This window comes from Acinetobacter sp. SM1B, assembly GCF_003289665.1.
In the GTDB taxonomy this organism is placed as follows: domain Bacteria; phylum Pseudomonadota; class Gammaproteobacteria; order Pseudomonadales; family Moraxellaceae; genus Acinetobacter; species Acinetobacter schindleri.
On sequence record NZ_QMBM01000001.1, the window covers coordinates 2540982 to 2565908 of the forward strand.

General features: G+C 41.9%; 26 protein-coding genes and 1 pseudogene. 13 read left to right on the plus strand and 14 right to left on the minus strand.

Features of this window, described 5'->3' with window-relative positions:
- Positions 1 to 54: 54 nt before the first annotated feature.
- From C8322_RS12240 to tviB, 13 genes are all read right to left on the minus strand, one after another.
- Positions 55 to 1914, minus strand: coding sequence for a polysaccharide biosynthesis protein (locus tag C8322_RS12240; RefSeq protein WP_111810689.1), 1860 nt, complete (start codon positions 1912 to 1914; stop codon positions 55 to 57).
- Positions 1915 to 1971: 57 nt separating this feature from the next.
- Complete coding sequence (locus C8322_RS12245; RefSeq protein WP_111810690.1) at positions 1972 to 3147, minus strand: DegT/DnrJ/EryC1/StrS family aminotransferase; 1176 nt, start codon at positions 3145 to 3147, stop codon at positions 1972 to 1974.
- A gap of 18 nt (positions 3148 to 3165) precedes the next feature.
- Positions 3166 to 3822 (minus strand): NeuD/PglB/VioB family sugar acetyltransferase, encoded by a 657-nt coding sequence (locus tag C8322_RS12250; RefSeq protein ID WP_111810691.1) that lies wholly within the window; start codon positions 3820 to 3822, stop codon positions 3166 to 3168.
- A complete protein-coding gene (locus tag C8322_RS12255; RefSeq protein ID WP_111810692.1) occupies positions 3815 to 4414 on the minus strand; it encodes a sugar transferase in 600 nt (199 codons plus the stop codon). The genes C8322_RS12250 and C8322_RS12255 overlap by 8 nt, the downstream gene beginning before the upstream one ends.
- 153 nt (positions 4415 to 4567) lie before the next feature.
- The gene (locus tag C8322_RS12260) at positions 4568 to 5107 is read right to left on the minus strand and encodes a serine O-acetyltransferase (protein ID WP_111810693.1); all 540 of its coding nucleotides are present in this window, start codon (positions 5105 to 5107) and stop codon (positions 4568 to 4570) included.
- Positions 5108 to 5139: 32 nt separating this feature from the next.
- Complete coding sequence (locus C8322_RS12265) at positions 5140 to 6279, minus strand: glycosyltransferase family 4 protein (protein ID WP_111810694.1); 1140 nt, start codon at positions 6277 to 6279, stop codon at positions 5140 to 5142.
- Positions 6276 to 7370 (minus strand): glycosyltransferase, encoded by a 1095-nt coding sequence (locus C8322_RS12270; protein WP_111810695.1) that lies wholly within the window; start codon positions 7368 to 7370, stop codon positions 6276 to 6278. Before C8322_RS12270 ends, C8322_RS12265 begins: the two co-directional genes overlap by 4 nt.
- Positions 7367 to 8485 (minus strand): glycosyltransferase, encoded by a 1119-nt coding sequence (locus C8322_RS12275; RefSeq protein WP_111810696.1) that lies wholly within the window; start codon positions 8483 to 8485, stop codon positions 7367 to 7369. The genes C8322_RS12270 and C8322_RS12275 overlap by 4 nt, the downstream gene beginning before the upstream one ends.
- Before the next feature lie 33 nt (positions 8486 to 8518).
- Positions 8519 to 9067: an acyltransferase gene (locus C8322_RS12280; protein ID WP_111810697.1), complete on the minus strand. Its 549-nt coding sequence runs from the start codon at positions 9065 to 9067 to the stop codon at positions 8519 to 8521.
- A gap of 94 nt (positions 9068 to 9161) precedes the next feature.
- On the minus strand, positions 9162 to 9689 hold the full coding sequence (locus C8322_RS12285; RefSeq protein ID WP_228156508.1) for an acyltransferase: 528 nt from the start codon (positions 9687 to 9689) through the stop codon (positions 9162 to 9164).
- Positions 9690 to 9754: 65 nt separating this feature from the next.
- Positions 9755 to 10927, minus strand: a complete 1173-nt coding sequence (locus C8322_RS12290) for an oligosaccharide flippase family protein (protein WP_111810699.1) — start codon at positions 10925 to 10927, stop codon at positions 9755 to 9757.
- Positions 10928 to 10937: 10 nt separating this feature from the next.
- A complete protein-coding gene (locus C8322_RS12295; RefSeq protein ID WP_111810700.1) occupies positions 10938 to 11963 on the minus strand; it encodes an NAD-dependent epimerase/dehydratase family protein in 1026 nt (341 codons plus the stop codon).
- A gap of 13 nt (positions 11964 to 11976) precedes the next feature.
- A complete protein-coding gene (gene tviB / locus C8322_RS12300) occupies positions 11977 to 13254 on the minus strand; it encodes a Vi polysaccharide biosynthesis UDP-N-acetylglucosamine C-6 dehydrogenase TviB (RefSeq protein ID WP_111810701.1) in 1278 nt (425 codons plus the stop codon).
- A gap of 362 nt (positions 13255 to 13616) precedes the next feature.
- Here tviB and C8322_RS12305 point away from each other — a divergent pair, with 362 nt between their 5' ends.
- The 12 genes from C8322_RS12305 (at position 13617) to ahr (ending at position 24035) form a co-directional block, all read left to right on the plus strand.
- Positions 13617 to 14693, plus strand: a complete 1077-nt coding sequence (locus C8322_RS12305) for a polysaccharide biosynthesis/export family protein (protein ID WP_111810702.1) — start codon at positions 13617 to 13619, stop codon at positions 14691 to 14693.
- Positions 14693 to 15121 carry a low molecular weight protein-tyrosine-phosphatase gene (locus C8322_RS12310; RefSeq protein WP_111810703.1) on the plus strand — a complete coding sequence of 143 codons (429 nt, stop codon included), beginning with the start codon at positions 14693 to 14695 and terminating at the stop codon, positions 15119 to 15121. The genes C8322_RS12305 and C8322_RS12310 overlap by 1 nt, the downstream gene beginning before the upstream one ends.
- A 50-nt stretch (positions 15122 to 15171) precedes the next feature.
- Positions 15172 to 17361 (plus strand): polysaccharide biosynthesis tyrosine autokinase, encoded by a 2190-nt coding sequence (locus tag C8322_RS12315; RefSeq protein WP_111810704.1) that lies wholly within the window; start codon positions 15172 to 15174, stop codon positions 17359 to 17361.
- Positions 17362 to 17574: 213 nt separating this feature from the next.
- A complete protein-coding gene (locus tag C8322_RS12320; protein WP_111810705.1) occupies positions 17575 to 18279 on the plus strand; it encodes an FKBP-type peptidyl-prolyl cis-trans isomerase in 705 nt (234 codons plus the stop codon).
- A 48-nt stretch (positions 18280 to 18327) separates the two neighbouring features.
- Entirely contained in the window at positions 18328 to 19017 is a 690-nt protein-coding gene (locus C8322_RS12325) for an FKBP-type peptidyl-prolyl cis-trans isomerase (RefSeq protein ID WP_111810706.1), read from the plus strand.
- Between the two features lie 163 nt (positions 19018 to 19180).
- Positions 19181 to 19915 carry a dienelactone hydrolase family protein gene (locus C8322_RS12330; protein ID WP_111810707.1) on the plus strand — a complete coding sequence of 245 codons (735 nt, stop codon included), beginning with the start codon at positions 19181 to 19183 and terminating at the stop codon, positions 19913 to 19915.
- A gap of 79 nt (positions 19916 to 19994) precedes the next feature.
- Entirely contained in the window at positions 19995 to 20354 is a 360-nt protein-coding gene (locus C8322_RS12335; RefSeq protein WP_111810708.1) for an HIT family protein, read from the plus strand.
- A 165-nt stretch (positions 20355 to 20519) separates the two neighbouring features.
- Positions 20520 to 21548 carry an A/G-specific adenine glycosylase gene (gene mutY / locus C8322_RS12340; protein ID WP_111810709.1) on the plus strand — a complete coding sequence of 343 codons (1029 nt, stop codon included), beginning with the start codon at positions 20520 to 20522 and terminating at the stop codon, positions 21546 to 21548.
- Positions 21549 to 21638: 90 nt separating this feature from the next.
- The gene (locus C8322_RS12345) at positions 21639 to 22142 is read left to right on the plus strand and encodes a M23 family metallopeptidase (RefSeq protein WP_373687756.1); all 504 of its coding nucleotides are present in this window, start codon (positions 21639 to 21641) and stop codon (positions 22140 to 22142) included.
- A gap of 15 nt (positions 22143 to 22157) precedes the next feature.
- A complete protein-coding gene (locus C8322_RS12350) occupies positions 22158 to 22403 on the plus strand; it encodes a hypothetical protein (protein ID WP_004780440.1) in 246 nt (81 codons plus the stop codon).
- A gap of 23 nt (positions 22404 to 22426) precedes the next feature.
- Positions 22427 to 23008: a DNA-3-methyladenine glycosylase I gene (locus C8322_RS12355; protein WP_111810710.1), complete on the plus strand. Its 582-nt coding sequence runs from the start codon at positions 22427 to 22429 to the stop codon at positions 23006 to 23008.
- A gap of 4 nt (positions 23009 to 23012) precedes the next feature.
- Positions 23013 to 24035 carry an NADPH-dependent aldehyde reductase Ahr gene (gene ahr / locus C8322_RS12360; RefSeq protein ID WP_111810711.1) on the plus strand — a complete coding sequence of 341 codons (1023 nt, stop codon included), beginning with the start codon at positions 23013 to 23015 and terminating at the stop codon, positions 24033 to 24035.
- 115 nt (positions 24036 to 24150) lie between these two features.
- On the opposite strand, the gene tnpA is transcribed toward ahr, so the two are convergent.
- Positions 24151 to 24564, minus strand: a complete 414-nt coding sequence (tnpA, locus tag C8322_RS12365) for an IS200/IS605 family transposase (protein ID WP_004782114.1) — start codon at positions 24562 to 24564, stop codon at positions 24151 to 24153.
- A 20-nt stretch (positions 24565 to 24584) separates the two neighbouring features.
- On the opposite strand from tnpA, the pseudogene C8322_RS12370 reads away from it, so the two are divergent.
- Positions 24585 to 24927, plus strand: a pseudogene (locus tag C8322_RS12370) (RNA-guided endonuclease TnpB family protein); the annotation flags it as partial.

Below are 24927 nucleotides of genomic sequence, written 5' to 3' on the forward strand. Positions count from 1 at the left end.
GGATGGAGCTAACTTAAAATAGATTACTCGAGTTAATATCTTAGCAAAATGTCATTAATCTTGAACACGGTGATGATATCCATCTACATATTTTTCCAAGTCCTTATACAAATTGAGTATTGTATTTTCACTGATAAAACTTAATTGCCATTTTTCAAAACATATAGAAATCATTTCAAACTCGTAGCTTTTTTCATATGACTTTAAAATTCTTTCATGTGAAGTTTTTTCTACCTTTTCTTCATCAATTAATAACTCTTCATACAGCTTTTCGCCTGGACGTAAACCCGTAAATTGTATTGTAATATCACCTAGACCTTTTTCATCCATAGGTTTAAACCCACTTAGACGAATCATTTGCTTGGCCAAAGCAACAATTTTAACAGGTTCACCCATATCCAGTAGAAAAACATCTCCGCCTGTTCCCATTGCCCCCGCCTGAATCACCAACTGCGCAGCCTCAGGAATGGTCATAAAATAACGAGTCACCTCAGGATGCGTTACTGTAACAGGCCCACCTTTTTCAATCTGTTTTTTGAACAAAGGAACGACAGAACCTGATGAACCTAATACATTACCAAAGCGAACTATACTGATTTGTGTTTGCGGTTTTGTGGCAGCTAAACCTTGACAATACAATTCGGCCATCCGTTTCGATGCACCCATGACATTGGTTGGACGTACAGCTTTATCAGTAGAAATCAAGACAAAGGTTTCAACTCCTTGAGCCACAGCGGCATCAACACTCCGGGCCGTACCAATTGAAGTATTATAGATCCCTTCAAACGGGTTCGCTTCAACCAAGGGCACATGCTTATAAGCTGCTGCATGGTAAACCGTTTGCACAGCATGCTGTTGCAATATACGTTCCAACTTTATCTGGTGAGTCACAGAACCTAGTATAGGCACTACTTCTACACCTGCGTTTTGTAATTCGCGATCAATGGAATACAGTGCAAATTCAGACATTTCAAATAAAACAAGACATTTTGGTTGATGTTTCACGATCTGACGGCAAAGTTCCGAACCAATTGATCCACCTGCACCAGTTACCATCACCACTTTATTTTTAATATTTTTTTCTAAAAGGGCTAACTTTGGTGGTACTGGATCACGTCCCAGTAAGTCAATAATATCAACTTCTCTAATGTCGGAGACTTGAACGCGCCCTCCTACCAGTTGGGTAACTCCTGGCAGCTCCATAATTTTGACATTAGACGGTTCAAAAGACTCAATAATTGCTTTTTTACGTGCACGACTTACAGATGGCATAGCCAGTAATATTTCTTCGATGTGAAACTTACGAAATGCTCCGAGTGCCTTTTTGGGTGAAAAGATTTTTAGTCCGCTTAAAGACTGCCCTTGTAATGAAGCTTTATCATCAATAAAACAGACGGGCAAATAGTCATCCGAGCGATATAATGCAGCCGCAATTTGCTGCCCCGCAAGACCTGCACCATAAATCGCGACACGCTTACGGTTTTGCTTTTTCACAAAAGTACGCAGTGTGGCATAGCGAATCACGGCGCGACTCCACCACATCCAAGAAAACAGCACAAAGCCGTACATGAGCGGAATGCTCATAGGAATAAAGGCTAAACCTAGTTTCTTAACCGCATATAACCCAACAATTTGAATAAATGTCGCAATCGAGATCCGTAGCAAATAGTCTTCATTGAAGGAGCGTACAATCGCGCTATAGATGCCGAGTAAGGCAAAAATTGCAACACCAAAGACACCGACATACAGATACCAGAAATCTAAGCCTTTCATGACTGGAACATTGGGTTTGGCTAGTCGAATGGCATAAACCAGCCACATCATCAAAGGCAAAACACAGATATCCATGACCACTAAAACAGCTTGTTTTTGACGGCGCGGCAAAGATGCAATGACTCGGATAATGTCTTTCACGATGGGCTCAATGGTTTAGATAAAGGCAAAAAGTTGCATAACAAATTATACGCTGTTTCACATGGCGATTTGTGAGATCACCTGTTGGATACTATCCACCGTTTTTTGCATGTTGCTGTCGGACAAAGTCGGATGTACCAAGAACATTAAACTGCTTTCTCCCAAGCTTTTGGCATTAACCAGTCGTTGCTCAGGACGCCACGGCGTTCCATCGAAGGCTTTTTCTAAATACACTTCTGAACATGAACCACTAAAGCATGGCACACCCAGTGCATTAATTTCCGCCATAATGCGATCACGTGACCAACCTTCTGGTAATTGTGCTGTATTCACTTGTACATAAGCTTTATATGCCGCATGGACATAATTCACAGGTGGCATTGCCACAGTAAAATAGGGGTTATTTTCAAAACTTGCTAAAACGCGACGCATATGCGCATTACGCACTTGCGTCCATTCTGGCATTTTTTGGAGTTGTAAGCGTCCGATGACAGCCTGCATTTCCATCATGCGCCAGTTGGTGCCAAAGCTGTCATGCAACCAACGAAAACCGGGCGGATGCTGTTTGTTATAAATGCTGTCAAAGTTTTTACCATGGTCTTTATATGACCACATTTTTTTCCATAAATTTTCATCATTGGTGGTAACCATACCGCCTTCACCACCCGTGGTCATGATCTTGTCTTGACAAAATGACCATGCGCCAATATGCCCGATTGAACCTGCGGATTGACCTTTATAGAATGCACCATGGGCTTGCGCACAGTCTTCTATGACCCAAATCCCTTTTTCCTCAGCCAACTGCATGATCGGATCCATATCACACATCCAACCCGCCAAATGCACACAAATAATGGCTTTGGTTTTCGGAGTAAGCACAGCCTCAATCGTACGACGTGAAATATTCTGTGAATCCAGTTCAACATCGGCAAAAACAGGATTGGCACCAGCCGTCACAATTGAACTGGCAGATGCAAGAAATGTCCGTGAAGTGACAATCACATCATCGCCTGTGCCAATGCCAAGGGCTTTTAAGGCCAAATCTAGTGCGACTGTACCATTGGCTACAGCCACGGCATATTGGGTCTGTGCAAATGTTGCGAACTCTTTTTCAAACTCACGACACTCTTGTCCTGTCCAATAATTGACTTTATTGGATAAAAGGACCTTTGACACCGCATCTGCTTCAGCTGAGGTGAAACTTGGCCACGGTTCAAATGCAGTGTTTAACATGATTTTTTCCTAAATTTATCATTTACTGGTCAGTATACGGGCAGGATTTCCTACCACTGTTACGCCTGGAGGCACACTTTTAGTGACCACGGCACCCATACCAACGACTGCGCCTGCGCCAATCACTAAAGGTTGATCAGGTGTGCCCTGCTTAATCATCGCACCTGCACCAATATAAGCATGGTCTTCTATATGAATATTGCCATTGCATTTTACGCCCGGCGCAAACGTGACAAAATCACCAATCACACAATCATGCTCGACATAACTGTATAAGTTGGCATGAAAACATTTACCAATTTTAATATTGGATGTAATCGTGACAAAAGGGCTCAACGCAGCACCTGCGCCAAGTTCTACCGCATCCATCAACAGCGTATTATCTGCCTGCACTGACCACAATGGAAGACCATCTTGCTCTAGTTTCAGTGCAATTTTTTCACGTACTTGGCTGTTGGCAATTGCAATCAGTACCGCTTTGAAAGATACAGGCTGTGCTTTAAATTGTTGGTAGTTCATGGCACGATGACGATTCACTATCGTAATTTCAGTCAAGGCATCATCAATAAACACAATTTCAGCAGGCTCTTGCTGACGTGCTAATTGTTGACGTGCTACAGGCATCAAACTACGTCCACACCCCGAAGCACCATATACGGCATAAAGCTTAGTCATATTTGCTGCCTGTGAATTTATGCATAGTGACATCACCTTCTGCACTAATATCATCTTTCGCGAGAACTTTTTTTACCGTTTTTAGCATGATTTTAAAGTCGAGCCAGAGGGAGTGATTGTTAACATACCATGTATCCAGCTCGAACTTCTTTTCCCATGAGATGGCATTACGGCCATTCACCTGCGCATAACCCGTAATACCGGGGCGCACCTCATGACGTTTGGCTTGCTCGCTATTATATAAAGGCAAATATTCCATCAACAAAGGCCTTGGTCCTACGATACTCATATCGCCTTTAATGACATTCCATAGCTCTGGCATTTCATCCAAACTGGTGGCGCGTAGCATTTTACCAAAAGGCGTTAAACGCTCACTATCGGGTAGAGGATTGCCTGCTGTATCCAGTGCATCTTTCATGCTGCGAAACTTAATCATTTCAAAAGGCTTGCCATGCAGACCCGGACGTACCTGACGGAATAAGACAGGCGAGCCTAGATTTTTTTTCACCTTATAAGCCACCAAAGCATAAATAGGAGACAGCAGCACCAGCGCAGATGATGCAATAACAATATCCAATAACCGCTTTAACATGGTTCACTCTTAAGATTAGATGAAGATGGGGAAATGGTATCCATTTTAGCAATGATTATACCCCGTTCGACGCCATCAGATTTGTAAAATATTTCAACGGTCAAAGGGACTCAAGTAGTCGCTGTTCTAAAAACCGCCAAACAATATAGCTGTTTAGAGATCTGTCCAACGACGATTGACTGCATGACCCGGGTTATTCATGCTGATCACCTTCGCGTAGTTTCCTACTGCAGTTGCATTTTCAGGAATGTCTTTCGTCACCACGCTGCCCGCACCTATAGTGGCATTATTGCCAATTTTGACATGCTCAATGATGCAGACATTGGGCCCAATATAAACATTATCGCCAATTTCTGCGGCTTGACGGCCGCCATTTGCACCAATGGTGGTAAATTGCGATAAATTCACATTATTGCCAATCACGGTTGTCGGATTGACGACCAACGGCCCGCCATGCCCAATAAACAAGCCGTAGCCAATTTGAGTTGTGGTATGAATATCTATGCCGTACTGCTTTTTTTTATAATAATAAATAGGATAAGCCAACTTTGCCCATACAGTTTTTGAACTGGCTAAACGTAGCCAAAATGAAAAATTAAAACCGCGATTGAAAAAATAAGTTTTAAAAAATGTTTTAAAACTGACATGACCGGTATAACGGTATAAATCACTTTTTATATATTTTAAGGTCATTTGGATCGTCTCTAAAATTGGGTATATCGCTTTTAATGAATATCCATTTCAGCCATCATGTGCTTATTCACTTGATGCACATCATATTTATTCAGCGCAATTTCCCGCGAACGCTGCCCCATATATTCAATCAATTTTGAATCTTCAATAAAGTACTGCATGCTTTGCACCAAATCATCGACTGATTTCACCCCGACCAAATAACCATTCACACCATGCGATACTGTTTCACGGCAACCGGGTGCATCAGTGGTAATAATCGCACGCCCCATCGCCATCGCCTCAAGTACGGTGCGAGGTGTACCCTCACGATAAGATGGCAGCACGTAGACCGAGCTTTCCGCAATCGCAGGACGGACATCACTGAGTTTACCCCAATATTTGAGGCGACCATCGGCAATCCATTCATCGAGTTCGGCTTTAGAAATCGCTGATGGATTATCATCAATCCAACCGACCAAATGAAACTCAGATTCAGGATATTGTGCTTTGATGATACGTGCCGATTCAGCATATTCACGCACACCTTTATCCCCCAAAAGCCGTGCAATGAGCAAGAATGAGGCTTTGACCACGCCTGCATCATCTTTTGGTAAAGGCATGACATCAAAATCTTGCACACTCACCCCTGAGCCATTTACCACCACAGTGGGTTTATCAGCATCAAGCAAATGCATGTCTTGGAACAGCTTTAAATCGTCTGGATTTTGGAAAAAGACTTTGTAGCTACGTTTTAATGCTTGCGCATATAAGCCATGCACCAGTTTTTGAAACAGACTGCGCTTACCCGCTTCTACATTTTGAAAGGCATAACCCAGACCAGTAATTAAAGCAAAACGATGTGGCACTTTCGCCAGCCATGACGCGAGCGTGCCATAAATCACAGGTTTAATAGTATAGGACAGCACATACTCAGGCTGAATTTGACGAATTTGCCGATAGATATGTTTTAACAGTTTTAAATCCGCCAGCGGATTGGTGCCTGTGCGCTGCATGGGAATTTCATGCAGATGATAGCCAAGGACTTGCAGTTTTTGCTGTTCTTCTGGGAATGATGCGAATTCAGGTGCCATAATGTGAATTTCATAGCCGTGCGCAGAAATCGCTTCTAATAACTTGCCACGAAAATTGAGTACAGATGGCAAAAAACTGCTGATCATTAAAAACTTCATGCCTTTTGGCTCCACACCTGCATATATTGACGGCTGACAGTTTCAATACTGAAATTCTGCTCAACCCGTTCACGCGTCGCTAGTTTTAAGCTTTGCTTTTCTGCTTCTGATTTTTGTGTATAAGCTAAAATGGCATCTACCAAAGCTTGTGCATTACGTGGTGGCACAATGCTTCCTAAATCCTGTACAATATATTTGGCATCGCCAACATCGGTGCTGATACATGGCAAACCTGATGCCATGGCTTCGACCAACACATTCGGAAAACCTTCGGTAATCGAAGTCATGAGGAATGCATCAATGGATTGATAAAATGCTGGCATATCTGAGATTTGGTCTATTAAATGGACTTTTTCAGCATCTAACTTATACTGCTCGAATAAAGCTTTCACTTCAGGATTTTCTAGGCTTGCACCACCACCTGCAATTTTAAAAATGATGTTTTTATCTTTCAGTAAGCCCATCGTTTCAAACAAATAGGGATAGCCTTTGGCCGTGTGATAACGCCCTGCAAAACCAATCACGGTTGGTTCATGCAATTGAGGATTGGGCTGAAATTTATCTAAAAACACGCCATTGGCAATCACTTGACTATTGCCATTTTTAAAGCCAAAGGCCTGATGCTGCTGCATAGACGAATGCGCACAATAAATAATGGCACTGACTTGTTGGGACAGTATTTTGCTTAAGCCCAAGGCAATCTTGGTACTGATCGATTCATCTTTGGGAGAAGCAAGCGAATGATGAATACCCCACACAACTTTGGGTTTTCTCGCTAAACCAATGACACTGAGACTGGTCAACGCATTGGCATGGTACATCCAGCATTGCACCGTTGCAGGCTGTAGTTTTTTAAGCAATGTACGCAGTTTGCTTACCGTACCCAATATGTTTATACCATTCCAATCCAGTGCATAATGCGCCTGACAACGATCTAAAGTACTTTGATACACCTCTGATGTTTTCATTAAAGCAATGATCACATGTTCGTATTGGTGTTCAGTGTGTTGAATCAAACGTGCCAGCATCATCTCTGCACCCCCCACGCCTGCAAAGTTGGTAATCACATGCACCATCGACGGTTTGCTCATGCTGCAGACTCCATCATACGCAAATACTGCTTAAGTACGGTTTGCTTATGAAACTGCTGAATATGCACTTCAAAATCAGCTTCTTGATATTGCACATAATCTGCAAAAATTGCCTGTTGCATGGCTTGAGTCAGACCTGCCTGATCATTGCATTCAACCAATAAACCAAACTTGGAGTTTTCTAGAATTTCCATAGGGCCGCTTGGACAGTTGGTGCTCACTACTTTCACTTTAGAGGCTAAGGCTTGAATAAGTACGCCCGGTAAACCTTCCCAATTAGAACTTAAAACAAACAGCGATGCATATTTAAAATAAGCGTATGGATTAGCATCAAAGCCCGGTAAATCCACCACATCGTTTAAACCCAAGTCAGCCACTAGAGCCTCAAACTCAGCACGTAATTCGCCTTCACCTAAAATCAATAATCGGGTTTCAGAATGCTGATTATGCAAGGCTTTAAAGGAACGAATCAGAAAGCCAAAGTTCTTGGCTTCAGTCAAACGCCCGACTGCTAAAATCACCTTGTTGCTGTCATTAAAAAAATGATTCGTCACAGGTGCTTTTAGCTTTTCAAAATAGGCATCGTCCAATACAGGGTTATAAATCGTGCTCAGATTATTATTTTTATAGCCATAATATTCACGAAAATCGGCTTCAACCCCTTTAGAAACACAGACCACTTGCTGTGCCATGGGATAGGTCCAATTCACCAAAATTTTCATCACAAATTTAGCAATGCCTTGCAACTTCATATTTTTTGACGGCGTAGATACTTCACGGAAGATCAAACGTGTTGCAACACCTGCAAGCTTTTTCGCAATCCCTGCCACAATATTGGTATGGGTTTGCGTGGCCACTAAGCAATCATATTGCTCAGCTTTCATTTTTATTTTTAAAGGCGTGATGCTATTCATCACCCGACCACAATTAAAATTAACCAATTCAATTTTAGAGCTCACTTCGGGTAATAGCTTGGCTTTATCGCCATTCAGGTCACATACACCCAAATGAATTTTGATCCCTTGTTCAGCAAAGCTGTTCGCCAGTTGAATGACTGTACGTTCTGCACCACCACCGCCCAAGCTTGGCAAAAAGAACATGACTTTATTCAACATATGCAGACCTAAACTTTATGAAATGGGAGAATATTAAAGATGGTTTTTTGAGGCTTGAATCGCCATGGCGCGTTCCACACGGGCACGGTAATCGGTGATGCCAACCAAGTCGCTATCACTGGCACAGATGCTTTGAATTTTGGCTTGATAATCAGCAAAGCTCGACACCACTTTGGCAGGTACACCAATCGCCACGCTATGATCAGGAATATCTTTGGTCACCACCGAACCTGCACCAATCACCACATTTGAGCCAATGCTCACGCCCGGCATAATAATGCTATTCACACCTATAAAGACATGCGAACCTACTTGAATCGGGGCAAAGCGTTGATAGCGTTTCCTTTGCTCATCTTTGACCAAGCAGGTACTGCCATCATGGGTAATAAATTTCACGCCTGAAGTCACCGTGACATGATCACCAATTGAGATTAAAAACGGTTCTGAGCCCCAATTTTTAATATAAATTCGGCAGTTTTCACCAACTTTCACCCCCTTTTTACGTGCATATGCCACACTGCCCTTTGCCATAAAATAAGCCAAATCAAACAGCTGTCGAAGAGCAGAAACCATAAATGCCATACGCATGACCTATGTCAGAATCAGAAAATCAAAAGGGAGAAAATTAAGCTGAATATTTTACGCTGAAAATATGTTTTACGATATGCATAGCACTTTATACTGATTTGATTTTTTTGGCCGGAATACCGACATACACCCCTGATTCAGACAGAGGTTTTGACACTAAACTGCAGGCACCAATTACACTGTCATCAGCAATAGTTACACCATCAAGTACCGTAACCCGTGCACCAAGCCAAATATTTTTCCCTAAACTCACGCCCTGCTTGGTGATTGCATCTTTCACCAACAGATCAGGCTCACCAAATTTATGGTTGCTGGCAATCAAAATACTTTGCGTACCAATACGAGTGTTATCGCCAATCGAGATGCCACCACAGCCATTTATAAAAGACTTAGAGTTAATGCTGACATCTTTACCAATCGACACCTTGCCACCAAAGCATTTGATATAACAGCTTTCACCAATAAAACTGTGATCTGCAATTTCTAAAATCGCACCTTGCTCGACAATTAAACTGACATGATCGCCAATATAGACATTCTTACCGATCTTGACTTGGCCATTAATCTCTAGGGTACACGCTTTGCCGAAGTAACGAAATTGTGTGCCAAATGCCATGTTGTACATCACTTTACGGCACTGTGAAGCAAACCAATTTATGTATTTTAAGATTTTAAAAAACATCAGTTTTTGTTTCTCCACACCACATATAAAATGGCAAAGTTATAGAAAATTAATGCCACAGGCACCGCAAGTAACATATACACTTTATCAGCAAAGACAGCATAGAAGCCTGCAAATAAAGCGAACTTAATCATGAGTTCTACGATTTGCAACTTAAACAGCACTTGGCTATTTCGTTTGGCAATCAGAAAAGCTGAGCTTGGTGGATTACAGAAAATCGCCCAATAGCCCAAAGCTAAAATTTGGAAATAGCTCGAAATGCCGACCCACTCACTGCCAAAAACCCAGAAATATAAAGATTCAGGCAATACAAAGACTAAGGCAAATAACGGCAGTGAAACTAAACTCAGTAACACGCTGGCTTTTAACGCATTATGGCTTGAATCTGCATCTTTAAACTTGCGAATAAAAAACTGACGCAGGGTTTGTGAGATCAGATTAATCGGAACACGTAAAGTCCGTTCAACAATGGCATAGAAGCCCATCGCCTGCACACCGACAAAATGCGACACAACATAGTAGGGCAAGTTATGCGAAAAACTATTCAGTAAGGCATGGGGCGTATTGGCATAGATAAAGTCTTTATAATGTTTAAATGCCTGCCAACTCACTTGATAGAGCTGATGCTTCAGTAAATAGATCAGCACCGCCACAATCATAATGACCGAGCTGAGGTTATAACTGTTTACCAAGCTAATTTGCGTCACGAGCGGTAATGACAGTTGCACCGCTACCACAATAGCACTTCTAAAAATATTTAAACGTGCACAGAAATATTCTTTATGTGCGGAAAATTGATAATTATACAGACTTTGAATCAGGGTATTGGCAAGCACACCTGTAGCAACTGCACCTGCCATTTCAACATTTAAAATTGCACTGATGACGATGCCACTAATGACAGCAATCACAGTTGAGAATACAGCCCCTTCAAAAATCAGACTCTTTTTGTCTTGCTCGTCCGCGACTAACAATGCTTGATCAAGACGTAAATTGGCAACAGTCGATAAAACACTGACAATCGCCAATGCAATCCCGTAAGCACCAAAGTCAGCAACAGAATATAGGCGTGTTAAAACAGGAAGTGCGATAAATGTAATTATCGCACCGACCAGTAAACTTAATGTAATCAGTCCAATGGGCTGATATTTTGCGAAAATTTTCGCAATCATCTGTTCAATATCATTTTAAGTTGTTTACGTACCAACGCATAGCCAACTGAATACCTTCGGCAATTTTAAACTGTGGCGCATAACCCAAGCCTTGCTCAATTTTGGCAATGCTGGCTTGTGAATGACGTACATCACCTGCACGAAACTCACGATAGACAGGATCACGGTCAAAGTTCACATCATTTTCAGCAAGCGCGACTTGAATAGCACGATATAACTCATTCAAAGTTGTGCGGTCACCTAGTGCAACATTATAGACCTGATTTTTTGCTTCATCGCTTTGCGTTGTCGCAGCTAAAATATTCGCTTGCACAACATTTTGAATAAAACAGAAATCTCGACTGGTTTCACCATCACCGTTAATAAACACATCTTCACCAGCAATCATTGATGATGTCCATTTCGGGATCACTGCTGCGTAAGCACCTTTCGGATCTTGGCGTTGACCAAACACGTTAAAGTAACGTAAGCCAATTGTTTTAAACCCGTAAGTTTTCGCAAATACGTCTGCGTATAACTCATTGACGTACTTCGTCACTGCATAGGGTGAAAGTGGTTTACCAATATTTTCTTCTACTTTTGGCAATGCCGGATGGTCACCATAAGTCGAACTGCTGGCTGCATAAGTAAAGCTTGCAACACCCGCATCACGCGCAGCAGTGAGCATATTTAAGAAACCACTGATATTGGTTTCATTGGTCGTGATCGGATCGGCAATTGAACGTGGTACAGAACCGAGCGCTGCTTCATGCAAGACATAATCCACACCTACACATGCTTTTTGGCAATCTGCAAACTGACGTATGTCACCTTCAATAAAGCTGAATTTTGCCCATTGCGCCTCAGTCACTAAGCTTTGTACTTCATCCAAATTATGCTGATGCCCTGTGGCAAAGTTATCTAAACCCACCACAGTTTGATTGAGCTTGAGTAAAGTTTCTAAAAGATTCGAGCCAATAAAGCCTGCTACACCTGTCACCAACCAAGTTTTAGGTGCAGTTTTGAGCTTGTCACATACCTGTTGATATTGATTCATAATGGTATGCTCCTTACAAACGTAGATCAGATTCGGCTTGAGATAAGACGTATTTCAAGTCATACAGCACATGATCAGCTTTACCCAAAGCACGAATTGCATCAGCGCCCATCACCTTAAATTGCTGATGGGCAACCGCAAGAATCACAGCATCATATTTGCCATTTTCTAAGTTTGAAATTGGGCTAATACCATATTCATGCTCAGCCTCAGCAGCATCTACCCAAGGGTCATAGACATCAATCTGAGTGTGATATTCCTTGAGTTCATTGACGATATCAATGATGCGTGTATTACGAATATCTGGGCAGTTTTCTTTAAAGCTTAGGCCTAAAATCAGTACTTTGGCATCTTCAACTTGAATGCGTTTTTTCAACATGGCTTTAACCAGTTGAGTCACCACATAAGCACCCATACCATCATTTAAACGGCGACCCGCTAAAATAATTTCAGGATGATAACCCATCGACTGTGCTTTATGAGTTAAGTAATACGGGTCAACCCCTATACAGTGCCCACCGACTAAACCCGGACGGAATGGAAGGAAATTCCATTTAGTACCAGCCGCTTGTAATACCGCTTCAGTATCAATGCCCATTTTATTGAAAATCAACGCCAATTCATTAATTAAAGCTATATTCACATCGCGCTGAGTGTTTTCAATCACCTTCGCAGCTTCTGCAACTTTAATACTTGCTGCTTTATGTGTGCCTGCTTCAATAACCAAGTTATAGACTTGATCGACATAATCAGCGACTGCAGGTGTTGAACCCGAAGTGATTTTTAAAATATTAGTAACGCGGTGCAATTTATCACCCGGATTAATACGCTCAGGGCTATAACCTGCATAAAAATCCTGATTGAATTTTAATCCTGAATTTTTTTCTAAAACAGGAATACAAACTTCTTCAGTTGCACCTGGATAAACCGTTGATTCATAGACAACCACATCACCCTTTTTCAGTACTCTAGCAATACTTTCGGATGCTTTAACCAAGGGAGTCAGGTCGGGTTGCTTAAATTCATCGATCGGGGTTGGAACTGTAACAATAAAGAAATTACAGTCTGCTAACTGCTGTAAGTTCGTGGTGTAGCTTAAATGCGTTGCTTGCTTTAATTCTTCTGGTGAAACTTCTAAAGTATGATCTTGTCCGCTCTGTAGCTCATCAATACGCTTCTGATGAATATCAAAGCCCACCACGGGAACTTTTTTTCCAAACTCAACAGCTAGCGGTAAACCGACATAACCTAATCCGATGATGGCAATTTTTAATTCAGAGAGTTGTAACATACTAAAGCCTATGTCATCGATGAATCATCAATCATCGTTATGTTGTAAATAGCGTTAAATTATATCAGAAACTCAAATTTCGATTGTGTAACGATGTTCTATAAGGACTGTAATTTTAATCAAAAATATTTATAGGATTAAAAAATTCAACTAACAACAAGATCTTTAAAAAGATATTCATACATGCATGTCTTGATTAAACTTACGATTTAAAGCAAATTTAAAGCTATATTGTACTAGGCGAATAGTATAAACTTGACATTCTAAAATGAGTAATTTGGGTACTTAAACCCGCATTTTAATGATTCAAAAATTTTATAAATAGGATCTGTATTCTAGTGAGTTACTATCGTTATAGCTGTATGTTAGCTTTAAGTCTAAGTATGACGGGTTGTGCCATTACTTCAGGCTTACAAACCTATGACCTTCCTAAAGAAGGTACATTTCAGACTGATTTAGGCTCGACAGTCAATGTTATTAAACTAACTCAAGAAAATTTAGTAGCTGTTCAACCCGCCCAAGTAAATCAGCAAAATTTTGCCCATCTCTTCAACCAACAACAACAAAGTTATCATTTAAATCCGGGTGATATTTTATCTATTTATTTATGGGCATATCCTGAAATTACACCACCCACAAATACAATAAGCAATCAAGAAGCGATTAAATCAAACGGCTATCAAATTGATCAAAGTGGCTATATCCAATTCCCTATTATTGGCCGGTATAAAGCTGCTGGAAAATCACTAACACAAGTCAATCAGGAATTACGAAACCAACTTGCTCGTTACTTAAAAACCCCAGATGTGATTGTTCGCGTACTTTCCTACCAAGGCCAACGTTTTTCTGTCCAAGGTAACGTAATGAAAGGTGGTCAGTTTAATCTAACCGACCAACCAACAAGTATTTATACTGCGTTAGGTATGGCGGGCGGAGTAAATAGTCAATTTGGTGACAATGCATCTTTAACTTTGGTTAGAAATGGTCAAAGTTATGTACTCAATAGTATTGAACTTGAAAAAGCTGGATATTCTTTACACAACTTACTCATCAAACCGAATGACACAATTTATGTCAACTCACGTGAAAACCAAAAAATTTATGTGATGGGAGAGTCTGGCAAAAACCAATCTTTACCAATGCGTGAACAAGGCATGAGCCTCAGTGATGTCCTCGGTGAAAGTCTAGGTATTAACTCACTTTCAGCAAATCGAGGTAAAATCTACGTAGTGCGTAGCTATATAAATAGCCCGATGACTGAAATTTACCATTTAGATTTAACCAGTATCGGTGACTTTGGGCTCGCTAACCAGTTCAAAATGCGCAGCAATGATATTGTCTATGTCGATGTTTCAGGCTTGGCCCGTTGGCAACGTGTGGTTAACCAAATTATTCCATTCTCAAATGCTTTATATAACCTAGATCGTTTGGGGAACTAATGAAAATTAATCATATTTTGGTGGTGTGTATCGGCAATATTTGCCGTAGCCCCATGGCAGAATACTTTTTAAAACAGCAGTACCCACACTTACAGGTTGAATCTGCGGGTATTTCAGGCTTGGTGGGTCATGCAGCCGATGACAAAGCCCGTTTATGTATGCAACGTCACGGCATTGACATGAGTCCACACGTGGCAAAAAAACTCAATACAGACTTAATTAAAAAAGCCGACCTGATTTTGGTGATGAGCCAAAATCAACAAAAGCATGTGGAACAAACCTGGCCCTTTGCCAAAGGCAAAACCTTTAGATTGGGGCACTGGCAAAGTAAAAACGTAGCCGACCCCTATCAGCACGATCAGGCCGTATTTGATGAGACCTGCGAGTTAATTCAAACCTGCATTGCCGACTGGAAAAAATATATCTAGTTTCTTGATATTCTATTTTTTTAAAATTCTACTTTTTTGATATTTAAACTATGAGCCAAACCGCCAACACCGAAGATACCATTGATTTAAAGGAATTGTTTTTTTCCTTAATCGCACAATGGAAAATGATTACCCTTTGCGTTCTACTCAGTATAGTCTGCGCTTTACTTTATTTAAGAACTACGCCAGACACCTATGCAGTAGATGCTTTGGTACAGGTCGAAGACAGCAAAGGGGCCTCTGCAGCGTTATTGGGTGATCTGTCCAATATGATTGAGCAGAAATCGCCTGCACAAGCTGAAATTGAAATTTTAAAATCACGTTTGGTGTTGGGCAGCGTGATTGACCATCTGAATTTAAATATTCGCGTTTCAGGTACAGAAGACAGTTTCTGGAATCGTTTAATTGCCAAGCATGAATATGACAGTGAATATTCATCTCAGTCAGTGCTGTTTAAAGACAATCAAAAAAGTTTTGATATCCGCCAGTTCGATATCCCGCAATATTTTCAAGATAAAAACTTAATTTTAAAATTTGCACAAGGCAAATACAGCCTGACCGATGAAGAAACCGAACAGGTGGTTTTTTCTGCACCTTTAAACCAAGTTAGTCAATTACAGTCTGAATTTGGGGTGTGGAAAGTCGCTATTTTTAGTCAGGACAGCTTTAACGCTGCCTATAACATCCAAAAACAAAGCTTACCTGCTGCCATGAAAAGCTTAACCGCAGACTATTCTGTGGCAGAAAGAGGTAAGTTAACAGGCGTGTTGGGGCTGAATTACCAAGGGTCAGACAAACAACACATTACCCAAGTACTGAATGCCATTTTAGCAGCGTATAGCCAACAAAATATTGAGCGTCGTAGTGCAGAAACGGCACAGACTTTAAAGTTTTTGGAAAACCAACTCCCAGAACTGAAACAACAATTAGATGTCGCAGAACGTGAATTTAACCGTTTCCGCCAACAGTTTAATACAGTCGATGTGACCAAAGAATCTGAGTTGTATTTAACCCAAAGTATTACTTTGGAAACCCAAAAAGCGCAGTTAGAGCAACAAGTGGCTGAAGCTGCCGCCAAGTACACCAACGAACACCCTGTGATGCAGCAAATGAATGCACAATTGGGGGCAATTAACAAACGCATTGCAGAGTTAGACGGCACACTCAAACGCTTGCCAGAATTACAACGCCAATATTTACAACTGTTCCGTGAAGTAGAAGTCAACCAACAGCTGTATACGGGCTTGCTTAACTCTTACCAACAACTGCGGATTGCCAAAGCAGGTGAAATTGGTAATGTGCGTATTGTCGATACTGCGGTAGAACCGATTGAGCCAATCAAACCAAAGAAATTACTAATTCTAATTTTGTCTGTTTTCTTGGGTGGTTTTCTGGGTACACTCTTGGCATTATTACGTAATATGATGCGTTCAGGGATCAAAGACTCCACACAAATTGAAAATGAATTGGATCTTCCGGTATATGCAACGGTTCCACGTTCGCCTGTACAAGAAAGCCGCATTAATATTTTAAAGAAGAAAAAGAATATTCCTATTCTGGCTGTTAGAAATAGTGATGATATTGCCATTGAAAGCCTGCGCAGCATGCGTACTGCCATTCATTTTGCTTTAAGTTCTGCAAAAAATAACCTGATTATGATTTCAGGCCCAGCACCAGAAGTCGGGAAATCTTTTATTTCGACCAACTTAGCCACAATTTTGGCGCAAAGTGATAAACGTATTTTGATTGTAGATGCTGACTTACGTCGTGGATATATGCACAAATACTTTAATTATGACCTTAAGCCTGGCTTAACCGAATACCTGAATGGTCAGCAAGAGTTAGGCAGTATTGTACGCAGTACTGAGGTTGAAAATTTAAGCATCATCAGTCGCGGCAAAAGCCCTGCTAATCCGTCAGAGTTGTTAAGTACTCAAAAATTTGCAGAGATGCTCACGCACTTGTCGAGCCAGTTTGACCATATTCTGATTGATACCCCGCCAGTTCTTGCGGTCACCGATGGGATTATTATTTCACAATATGCGGGTGTGAATTTGGTAGTGGCACGTTATGCCAAGACGCAAATGAAAGAGCTTGAACTGACTGTCAACCGCTTCGAACAAGCTGGCGTGAAAGTGAATGGCTTTATCTTGAACGATATTCAACGTACAGCTGGTTCAGGTTATGGCTACAATTATGCTTATGCTTATGCTTATAAAGCCAATAAAGAATCAGACTAAAGACAGCTATTAGCCGATAAAAAGCCAGAACTTGATTTCTGGCTTTTTATTTTGTATGACAAACGTTTATATATTCAAATCCTTATAGTTTTTTTAAGGACTTCGGCATATATTAATTTGAAAATGTACTGGTGGTACAAAACACGTCATTCATGAAGTCTGCTAAGATGCTAAAAAACTTTTTGAATGTAATAGAATTAGGAAAAATTTCACATGAGTAAAGCCTTACCCATTGCTGTAGCTGTTATTCTAGGCGGTGCTGCACTTGTTCCCGTTTATTATGCATCTCAACACCCAGCTTCAGCCGAAGCCCAAGTTTCAAAAAATGCATCTGCCGTAGAAAAAATTAGCTATGCACTGGGTTATGAGGTTGCTCATCAAACTCCACCAGAACTCGATATTAACAGTTTTGTAACAGGTGTCCGTGCCGGTCATGCTCGTAGCCAACCTGCCTATAGCGAAGAAGAATTAAAACAAGCCTATGAGCAGTTTCAACAAGAAATGCAGCAAAAACAGGCCAATGATGCGAAGCAAGCAAAAACAACCAGTGACAGCTTCTTAACTGAAAATGCGAAAAAAGCAGGCATTAAAACAACCACTTCCGGCTTGCAGTACCAAGTTACTAAAGAAGGTACAGGTAAACAGCCAAAAGCCTCTTCAATTGTGAAAGTACATTACACTGGTAAACTGGTAGATGGCACTGTATTTGATAGTTCAGTAGAACGCGGTGAACCGATTGAGTTTCCATTAAATCAAGTCATTCCAGGCTGGACTGAAGGTCTGCAGCTGATGAAAGAAGGCGGTAAGGCAACTCTATATATTCCGTCAAATCTGGGTTATGGTGAACAGGGTGTCCCTGGTACGATTCCTCCGCATAGCACTTTGATTTTTGATGTGGAATTAATCGAAGTAAAATAATACAAATAGGGAGAGCGATCAGCTCTCCTTTATTTTTGAGAATTGATAATGAAAATACAAATCAGTTTAATGGTTTTGCTGCTCAGTTCAGGCAGCCTTTTTGCTAAAGAGATCAATAATATAAGTAGTGAAGCTGAGAAGATTGGCTACAGCTTTGGTTATCTGATGGGTCGTAGTAATGCTGACACTTTAAAGGATCTTGATTTAGATGCATTTAGCCAGGGCTTAAAGACAGCCGCTGCTGGACAACAATCCAGTTTAAGCGATGAAGAAATGACCCAAGTGCTGACTCAGTATAAACGTCAAAGTGATGCCAAAGAATTGATTGTGCTTAAACAGAAAGCTGAAGAAAATGCCAAAGCTGGTAAAGCATTCTTGCAGGAAAATGCCAAAAAGCCCGGCATTAAAACCACCAAATCTGGTCTGCAATACCTGGTGCTGAAAGAAGGTAAAGGGAAATCACCAAGCGCTAACAGTAATGTCCGTGTCCATTATGAAGGTCGCCTGATTGATGGTACCGTTTTTGACAGTTCGATTGCCCGCCAGCAGCCAGTCGATTTCCGTACCACCCAAGTGATTACTGGCTGGACAGAAGGCTTACAGCTCATGAAAGTCGGTGCTAAATACCGCTTCTTTATCCCCGCTGATCTGGCCTATGGACAGATTGGTTCGGGAGATATCATTGAACCAAATAGTACCCTGATTTTTGATATCGAATTACTGGAAATTATTAAATAAAAATTCCTTTAATTGTAAAAGTTAAAAAGAGAGGCAAATTATTTGCCTCTCTTTTTTTGTACTGATGAGAAACGAATTAGTTGGAGCTTTTCATGTATATTCATAGCAGTTTTGCTATTTTATAGTTTAATCAAAATATTCAACAACAATAGAGGACTTCAGCATGGCAGCAATCAAGACCCGCGAAATTCAATATACTGCGCAGGATGGCAGCACTTTGATTGGTTATTTTGCCGCACCGGAAACTGATGCACCTGTAGCCGGTGTTATCGTGGCACCCGAATGGTGGGGCCGCAATGACTATACTGAACAGCGTGCCCGTGAACTGGCGGAACATGGGTATGCCGCGCTGGCAATTGATATGTATGGTGACAAGAAAGTAACCACCAGCTCTGATCAGGCCTATCAATGGATGATGCAGACTTTCGAAGATCCGGACACTATCGTGAACCGTGCGAAAGCTGCTTTAGATACTTTGGCGGCACAGGATGAAGTCAATCCGGAGAAACTGGCGGCAATTGGTTTCTGTTACGGCGGTAAAGTGGCTCTGGATCTGGCTCGCTCAAATGCGCCTTTAAAAGCTGTGGCTACTTTCCATGCCAACCTATCTCCTAAAGCACCTGCACAAGAAGGCCAGGTACAGGCAGAAATTCTGGTCCTACATGGTGAAAAGGACAGTATGGTGAGCCTGGATAATGTCGCCAGCTTTAAAGAAGAAATGCAGGCGGCTAAGGTCGAGCATAATGTGATTGTATTTGAAAATGCCAAGCATGGATTCAGTAACCCGCAGGCGGATGAGCGCGCCAAGGCCAATGGTGTCGATCTGGGCTACAATGCTGAAGCAGAGAAACAAAGTTTGGCTGCCATGTATGAATTACTAGCACGACAACTCGCCTAATAACAGATAAATTCATCCGGCTCATGATCGAGCTGGGTCATACATGAAAAAAATAAATTCAATGAAAGGAGCCAATATCATGACTGAAAATAACTGCCCGTACTGTAATTTTGACGAATACGATATTATGGCTAAAAATGATTTTGCTGTCGTGTTACATGAACCCAACTCCCTGTCCAAAGGACATTATGTAGTTACTCCATTACGTCATGTGGCGTCATTTTTTGAAATCACAGATAAAGAACGTAAGAGCATGATGTCCTTACTTGAACAGGCTCGTAATGAATTGCAATTACGCTATCAGCCTTCCGGTTTTCATGTCGGGTTTAATGATGGCGAAGTATTTCAGGAAAAATCAGAACATTTACACATTCATATTATCCCACGTTATGAAGGCAAGGTATTAAAGCTGGATGCACGCTGGGGCATTGAAGAATAAGAATTTAAATTTTTTTCCCGAGTGAATGCTTTTCGAAGTGTTCACTTGTCCCTTCCATTTTTCATTTTTACTCTTTTTCAGTCTTGCTGTTTTAGCAGACTTTTCATCTTTTAGCTGGGTCTCTTCAGTTATACTAGGCCTCGTTTTCCAGTTTGTTCTATCTTCATGTTTGTATTTTCAGATGCCCTTTTAGAATGGTTTGATGTGCATGGCCGTCATGATTTGCCGTGGCAAGTGGCTGATGATCCCTATAAGGTCTGGGTCTCTGAAATCATGCTACAGCAGACTCAGGTCAAAACCGTGCTGCAATATTTTGAGCGGTTTATTCAACGTTTTCCGACAGTACAGGACTTAGGTACAGCTTCTTGGGATGAAGTCGCACCCTATTGGGTTGGGCTGGGCTATTATGCTCGTGCCCGCAATTTGCATAAGGCAGCCGGTATTGTAGCAAGGCAGGGGCATTTCCCGACGAGCCTGGAAGAATGGATCGCCCTGCCCGGCATTGGCCGCTCAACCGCGGGAGCCTTAATGTCTTTGGGTTTACGTCAGTACGGCGTGATCATGGATGGTAATGTCAAACGGGTGCTGGCACGATTTTTTGCGATCGAAGATGATCTGTCTAAACCGGTTCATGAACGTGCCTTGTGGGAGCTTGCTGAACAGCTTTGCCCGGTTGAACGGAATCATGACTATACCCAGGCGATTATGGATCTCGGTGCGACCGTCTGTACTCCGAAAAAGCCTTTATGCCTGTATTGTCCAATGCAGCAACATTGCAAGGCACATCAACAGGGTCTGGAAAATGAATTGCCCTTTAAAAAAGCCAAAAAGCCGGTACCGGTCAAAGCAGCTCAAGTGCTGTTGATCCAGTCAGGTGATGAATGGCTATGGCAGCAACGTCTTAATAGTGGTCTTTGGGGCGGGCTTTGGTGTCTGCCAATTATTGAAGACACTCATACATTTGAACAACTGTGCCAGCAACTGGGTCTGAAAAATCTCGTACAAAAGATCCAGATCAGCCACAGTTTCACCCATTTTACCTGGCAGCTTGAAGCCATGGTTTTTGCAGTCGATGCAAATCAGCAGGAACATCTGGCGATTGAGTTACAAGGCTTCTGGATGAACCCGGAAACTGCGGTCAATGCAGGTATTCCAACCGCCATGAAAAAATTGATTTCTACCGTAAATTTATGACATAGTCTGGAACAAGAAGAATCATACTGGCCTCATTTAAGGATAAATATTTTGCGCCATTCTCTTGCGTTTGTCGGGCTTTCTTTGGTGATGTTATTTCTGGTGGCGTGTAGTAGCGCACCGAAACATCCTTCTGCGGTTCAACTTAATCCGGCACTGGTCAAAAAACTGAATCATATGCGTATGCCCTCTTCTCTGCCGATTCCGGTAGATCGGGTCCAGGCTCGTGAATTGAAAGATACTTGGGGAGCTTCGCGTAGTAGTGGCCGTTTGCATGAGGGCATTGATATTCTGGCTCCACGTGGAACCAAGGTTCGCAGTGCGACGCCTGGTCTGATCGCGGATTTACGGAATAACAATTTGGGTGGTAAAGTAGTCTGGATTCTGGGTCCAGGTGGTGCCTGGCATTATTATGCACATCTGGATGGTCATAAGCGTGGCCTGAAAGTTGGTGACTATGTCAAAAAGGGCGATGTCATTGGTTATGTCGGTAATACTGGCAATGCCCGGCATACCGCGCCACATCTGCATTATGGTCTCTATTTAAGTGGTAAGGGCCGTGGTGTTGTTAACCCCTATCCATATTTACGTTAATTTTAGGAAGTTTACATGTCAGAAGCGTTGATCAACCGTCTGGTCGAATTTGCTGAATCAGGCAATCAACAGAAAATCGTGCTCAATGGCCAGACCTATCAGGGCTGGATCATGGAAATTACCGAAGAGGCGCTTCTGATCAGTACTGGTTATGCCGATAAAAGTGGTAAGGATATGTGGATCCAGTTCAGTGATCTGCAGCAGGCAGAACTCTCCTACTGGGACAATCAGCAAGATCAGTGGACGACATTTAAATTATAAGATAATTAAAAAAGGAGCATCCCTTGACGATCCAACGCTGTGGCTGGTGCTCTGATGATTCTCTGTATACTGCTTACCATGATCAGGAATGGGGACAGGCGCTGCATGATGAAAAACGCCTATTTGAAATGCTGTGTCTGGAAGGGCAGCAAGCCGGTTTAGCCTGGATTACTGTACTCAGAAAACGTGAATCTTATCGCAAACATTTCTTTCAATATTCGATTGAAACGATTGCTTCTTTTACAGATGAGCAACTCACCGCAAAACTGCAAGATGCTAGTCTAATCCGGCATATCGGTAAACTGACTGCGATTCGTGATAATGCCCGGGCCTGGCAACAGCTTAAATCTCAAGAAATTGATGTGGTCACATGGTTGTGGTCCTTTGCCCAGCGGCCCCGATTGAATAATGATGTGGCAGATTATCGTCAGGCTCCGGCACAAACCATTGAAAGCCAGAACATGTCCAAAGCCTTAAAAAAAGCAGGCTTTAAGTTTGTCGGTCCTACGATCTGTTATGCCTTTATGCAGGCAGTTGGCATGGTCGATGACCATGAAAATCACTGTCACTTTAAAACAATATCCTCCCATTCAAATAAGAGCTGAATCTATGTCCACTAATACTATTCAAGCCTATGCCGCAATGTCTGCCGGTGCTGCTCTGGAACCTTATCAATTTGATGCAGGTGAACTTCAGCCGTATCAGGTCGAAGTGAAAGTTGAATACTGCGGCCTATGCCATTCTGATATTTCAGTACTCAATAATGACTGGGGATCTTCAGTATATCCTGTGGTGGCCGGACATGAAGTCATTGGAACCATTACACAACTGGGTTCTGAAGCCAAAGGTCTAAAAGTAGGTCAACGTGTCGGTATTGGCTGGACTGCGGAAAGCTGCCAACATTGCGATCCTTGTATTTCAGGCCAGCAAGTGCTGTGTACCGGTGGTCAGGTTGCAACCATCGTCGGTCATGCAGGCGGTTTTGCAGATAAAGTCCGTGCTGGCTGGCAATGGGCAATTCCCTTACCCGAAGATCTGGACCCAGAAAGTGCTGGCCCCCTGCTCTGTGGCGGGATTACTGTATTTGACCCGATTCTAAAACATCAGATTCAGGCCATTCACCACGTCGGTGTCATTGGTATTGGCGGTTTGGGACATATGGCGATCAAGCTGTTGAAAGCGTGGGGTTGTGAAATTACCGCCTTTACTTCAAATCTGGATAAAACCGATGAGCTGAAAGCGATGGGTGCGGATCATGTGGTGAACAGCCGTGATCCGGCAGCGATTAAAAAACTGCGTGGTAAATTCGATTTACTGCTCAGTACCGTGAATGTCACTTTGGACTGGCAGGCTTATCTGGCAACACTGACACCAAATGGTACCGTGCATATGTTAGGTTTACCTTTGGAGCCAATGCAAATCTCGGCTGGTTCTTTAATTGGTGGTGCCAAATCTGTGACGGGTTCACCGACAGGTTCTCCAGCAGCTTTACGTCAATTACTGAAATTTGCTGCGCGTAAAAATATTGCGCCACAAATTGAATTATTTCCAATGTCAGAAATCAATGCAGCAATTGAACGTCTGCATTCTGGTCAGGCCCGTTACCGTATCGTGTTAAAAGCAGATTTTTAAATTGTTGATTTAAATACACTCATCTGCCCTTCTGCGATAGTCGGGCAGATTTTTATCCGTTGGAGCGTAAAACTTCGGGGTTCAGCCCGAGGATATAAGCGACTGGCGTAAGCCATTAATGCGGTGTTTGCTGTTGCTGAATATAGTGTTTAATAATTCCGATTGGCGCACCTCCGCATGACGCAGCGAAGTAACTTGGAGACCACAGGGCATTGCCCCATAATTTGCTCTTAATTTCAGGATGCTTAGTTCGTAGAATGCGACTAGACGCACCTTTTAAGCTATTCACTAAACTAGAAATGGCGACTTTAGGTGGATAATTGACGAGCAAATGTACATGATCATGTTCACCGTCAAATTCTATCAATTCAGCTTCAAAGTCTAAGCAGACACGTTCAAATACTTCACGCATCGTTTCAAGCATGGCATTGGTGAAAACATCTCTACGATATTTCGCCACAAATACCAAGTGAACGTGCATATTAAAAACACAGTGACGACCTGTTCTAATTTCTTGACTATTATTCATAGACTAAATATATTCTAATGATGAAAACACTTAAATTACGTATAAGAGACAAACATTGCAAGGTACTAGACCAATTAGCATTTGAGGTGAATTTTGTTTGGAATTATGTGAATGATTTAGGATTTAAACATCTCAAGCGTAAGGGTGAATTTCTATCGGCATACGATATTGCAGAATACACCAAAGGTACTTCTAAGGAATGCAACCTGCATAGTCAAACTGTTCAAGCCATTACAGAAGAACTTATTACCCGAAGAAAGCAATTTAAAAAAGCAAAGCTGAAATGGCGTGTAAGCAACAAAAAATCAGCAAAACGATCTTTGGGTTGGATACCATTTAAAAAATCAGGATTCAAGTATGCCG

Bases quoted from the DNA above. Each gene is read 5' to 3' on its own strand.
- C8322_RS12320 (WP_111810705.1), top strand. From the start codon at position 17,575: ATGAGTAAAGCCTTACCCATTGCTGTAGCTGTTATTCTAGGCGGTGCT.
- C8322_RS12290 (WP_111810699.1), bottom strand. From the start codon at position 10,927: ATGATTGCGAAAATTTTCGCAAAATATCAGCCCATTGGACTGATTACA.
- C8322_RS12245 (WP_111810690.1), bottom strand. From the start codon at position 3,147: ATGTTAAACACTGCATTTGAACCGTGGCCAAGTTTCACCTCAGCTGAA.
- C8322_RS12325 (WP_111810706.1), top strand. From the start codon at position 18,328: ATGAAAATACAAATCAGTTTAATGGTTTTGCTGCTCAGTTCAGGCAGC.
- C8322_RS12310 (WP_111810703.1), top strand. From the start codon at position 14,693: ATGAAAATTAATCATATTTTGGTGGTGTGTATCGGCAATATTTGCCGT.
- ahr (WP_111810711.1), top strand. From the start codon at position 23,013: ATGTCCACTAATACTATTCAAGCCTATGCCGCAATGTCTGCCGGTGCT.
- C8322_RS12250 (WP_111810691.1), bottom strand. From the start codon at position 3,822: ATGACTAAGCTTTATGCCGTATATGGTGCTTCGGGGTGTGGACGTAGT.
- mutY (WP_111810709.1), top strand. From the start codon at position 20,520: ATGTTTGTATTTTCAGATGCCCTTTTAGAATGGTTTGATGTGCATGGC.
- tviB (WP_111810701.1), bottom strand. From the start codon at position 13,254: ATGTTACAACTCTCTGAATTAAAAATTGCCATCATCGGATTAGGTTAT.
- C8322_RS12280 (WP_111810697.1), bottom strand. From the start codon at position 9,067: ATGGCATTTATGGTTTCTGCTCTTCGACAGCTGTTTGATTTGGCTTAT.
- C8322_RS12255 (WP_111810692.1), bottom strand. From the start codon at position 4,414: ATGTTAAAGCGGTTATTGGATATTGTTATTGCATCATCTGCGCTGGTG.
- tnpA (WP_004782114.1), bottom strand. From the start codon at position 24,564: ATGAATAATAGTCAAGAAATTAGAACAGGTCGTCACTGTGTTTTTAAT.
- C8322_RS12275 (WP_111810696.1), bottom strand. From the start codon at position 8,485: ATGTTGAATAAAGTCATGTTCTTTTTGCCAAGCTTGGGCGGTGGTGGT.
- C8322_RS12295 (WP_111810700.1), bottom strand. From the start codon at position 11,963: ATGAATCAATATCAACAGGTATGTGACAAGCTCAAAACTGCACCTAAA.
- C8322_RS12265 (WP_111810694.1), bottom strand. From the start codon at position 6,279: ATGAAGTTTTTAATGATCAGCAGTTTTTTGCCATCTGTACTCAATTTT.
- C8322_RS12270 (WP_111810695.1), bottom strand. From the start codon at position 7,370: ATGAGCAAACCGTCGATGGTGCATGTGATTACCAACTTTGCAGGCGTG.
- C8322_RS12260 (WP_111810693.1), bottom strand. From the start codon at position 5,107: ATGACCTTAAAATATATAAAAAGTGATTTATACCGTTATACCGGTCAT.
- C8322_RS12345 (WP_373687756.1), top strand. From the start codon at position 21,639: ATGTTATTTCTGGTGGCGTGTAGTAGCGCACCGAAACATCCTTCTGCG.
- C8322_RS12330 (WP_111810707.1), top strand. From the start codon at position 19,181: ATGGCAGCAATCAAGACCCGCGAAATTCAATATACTGCGCAGGATGGC.
- C8322_RS12305 (WP_111810702.1), top strand. From the start codon at position 13,617: ATGTTAGCTTTAAGTCTAAGTATGACGGGTTGTGCCATTACTTCAGGC.
- C8322_RS12285 (WP_228156508.1), bottom strand. From the start codon at position 9,689: ATGGCATTTGGCACACAATTTCGTTACTTCGGCAAAGCGTGTACCCTA.
- C8322_RS12315 (WP_111810704.1), top strand. From the start codon at position 15,172: ATGAGCCAAACCGCCAACACCGAAGATACCATTGATTTAAAGGAATTG.
- C8322_RS12350 (WP_004780440.1), top strand. From the start codon at position 22,158: ATGTCAGAAGCGTTGATCAACCGTCTGGTCGAATTTGCTGAATCAGGC.
- C8322_RS12335 (WP_111810708.1), top strand. From the start codon at position 19,995: ATGACTGAAAATAACTGCCCGTACTGTAATTTTGACGAATACGATATT.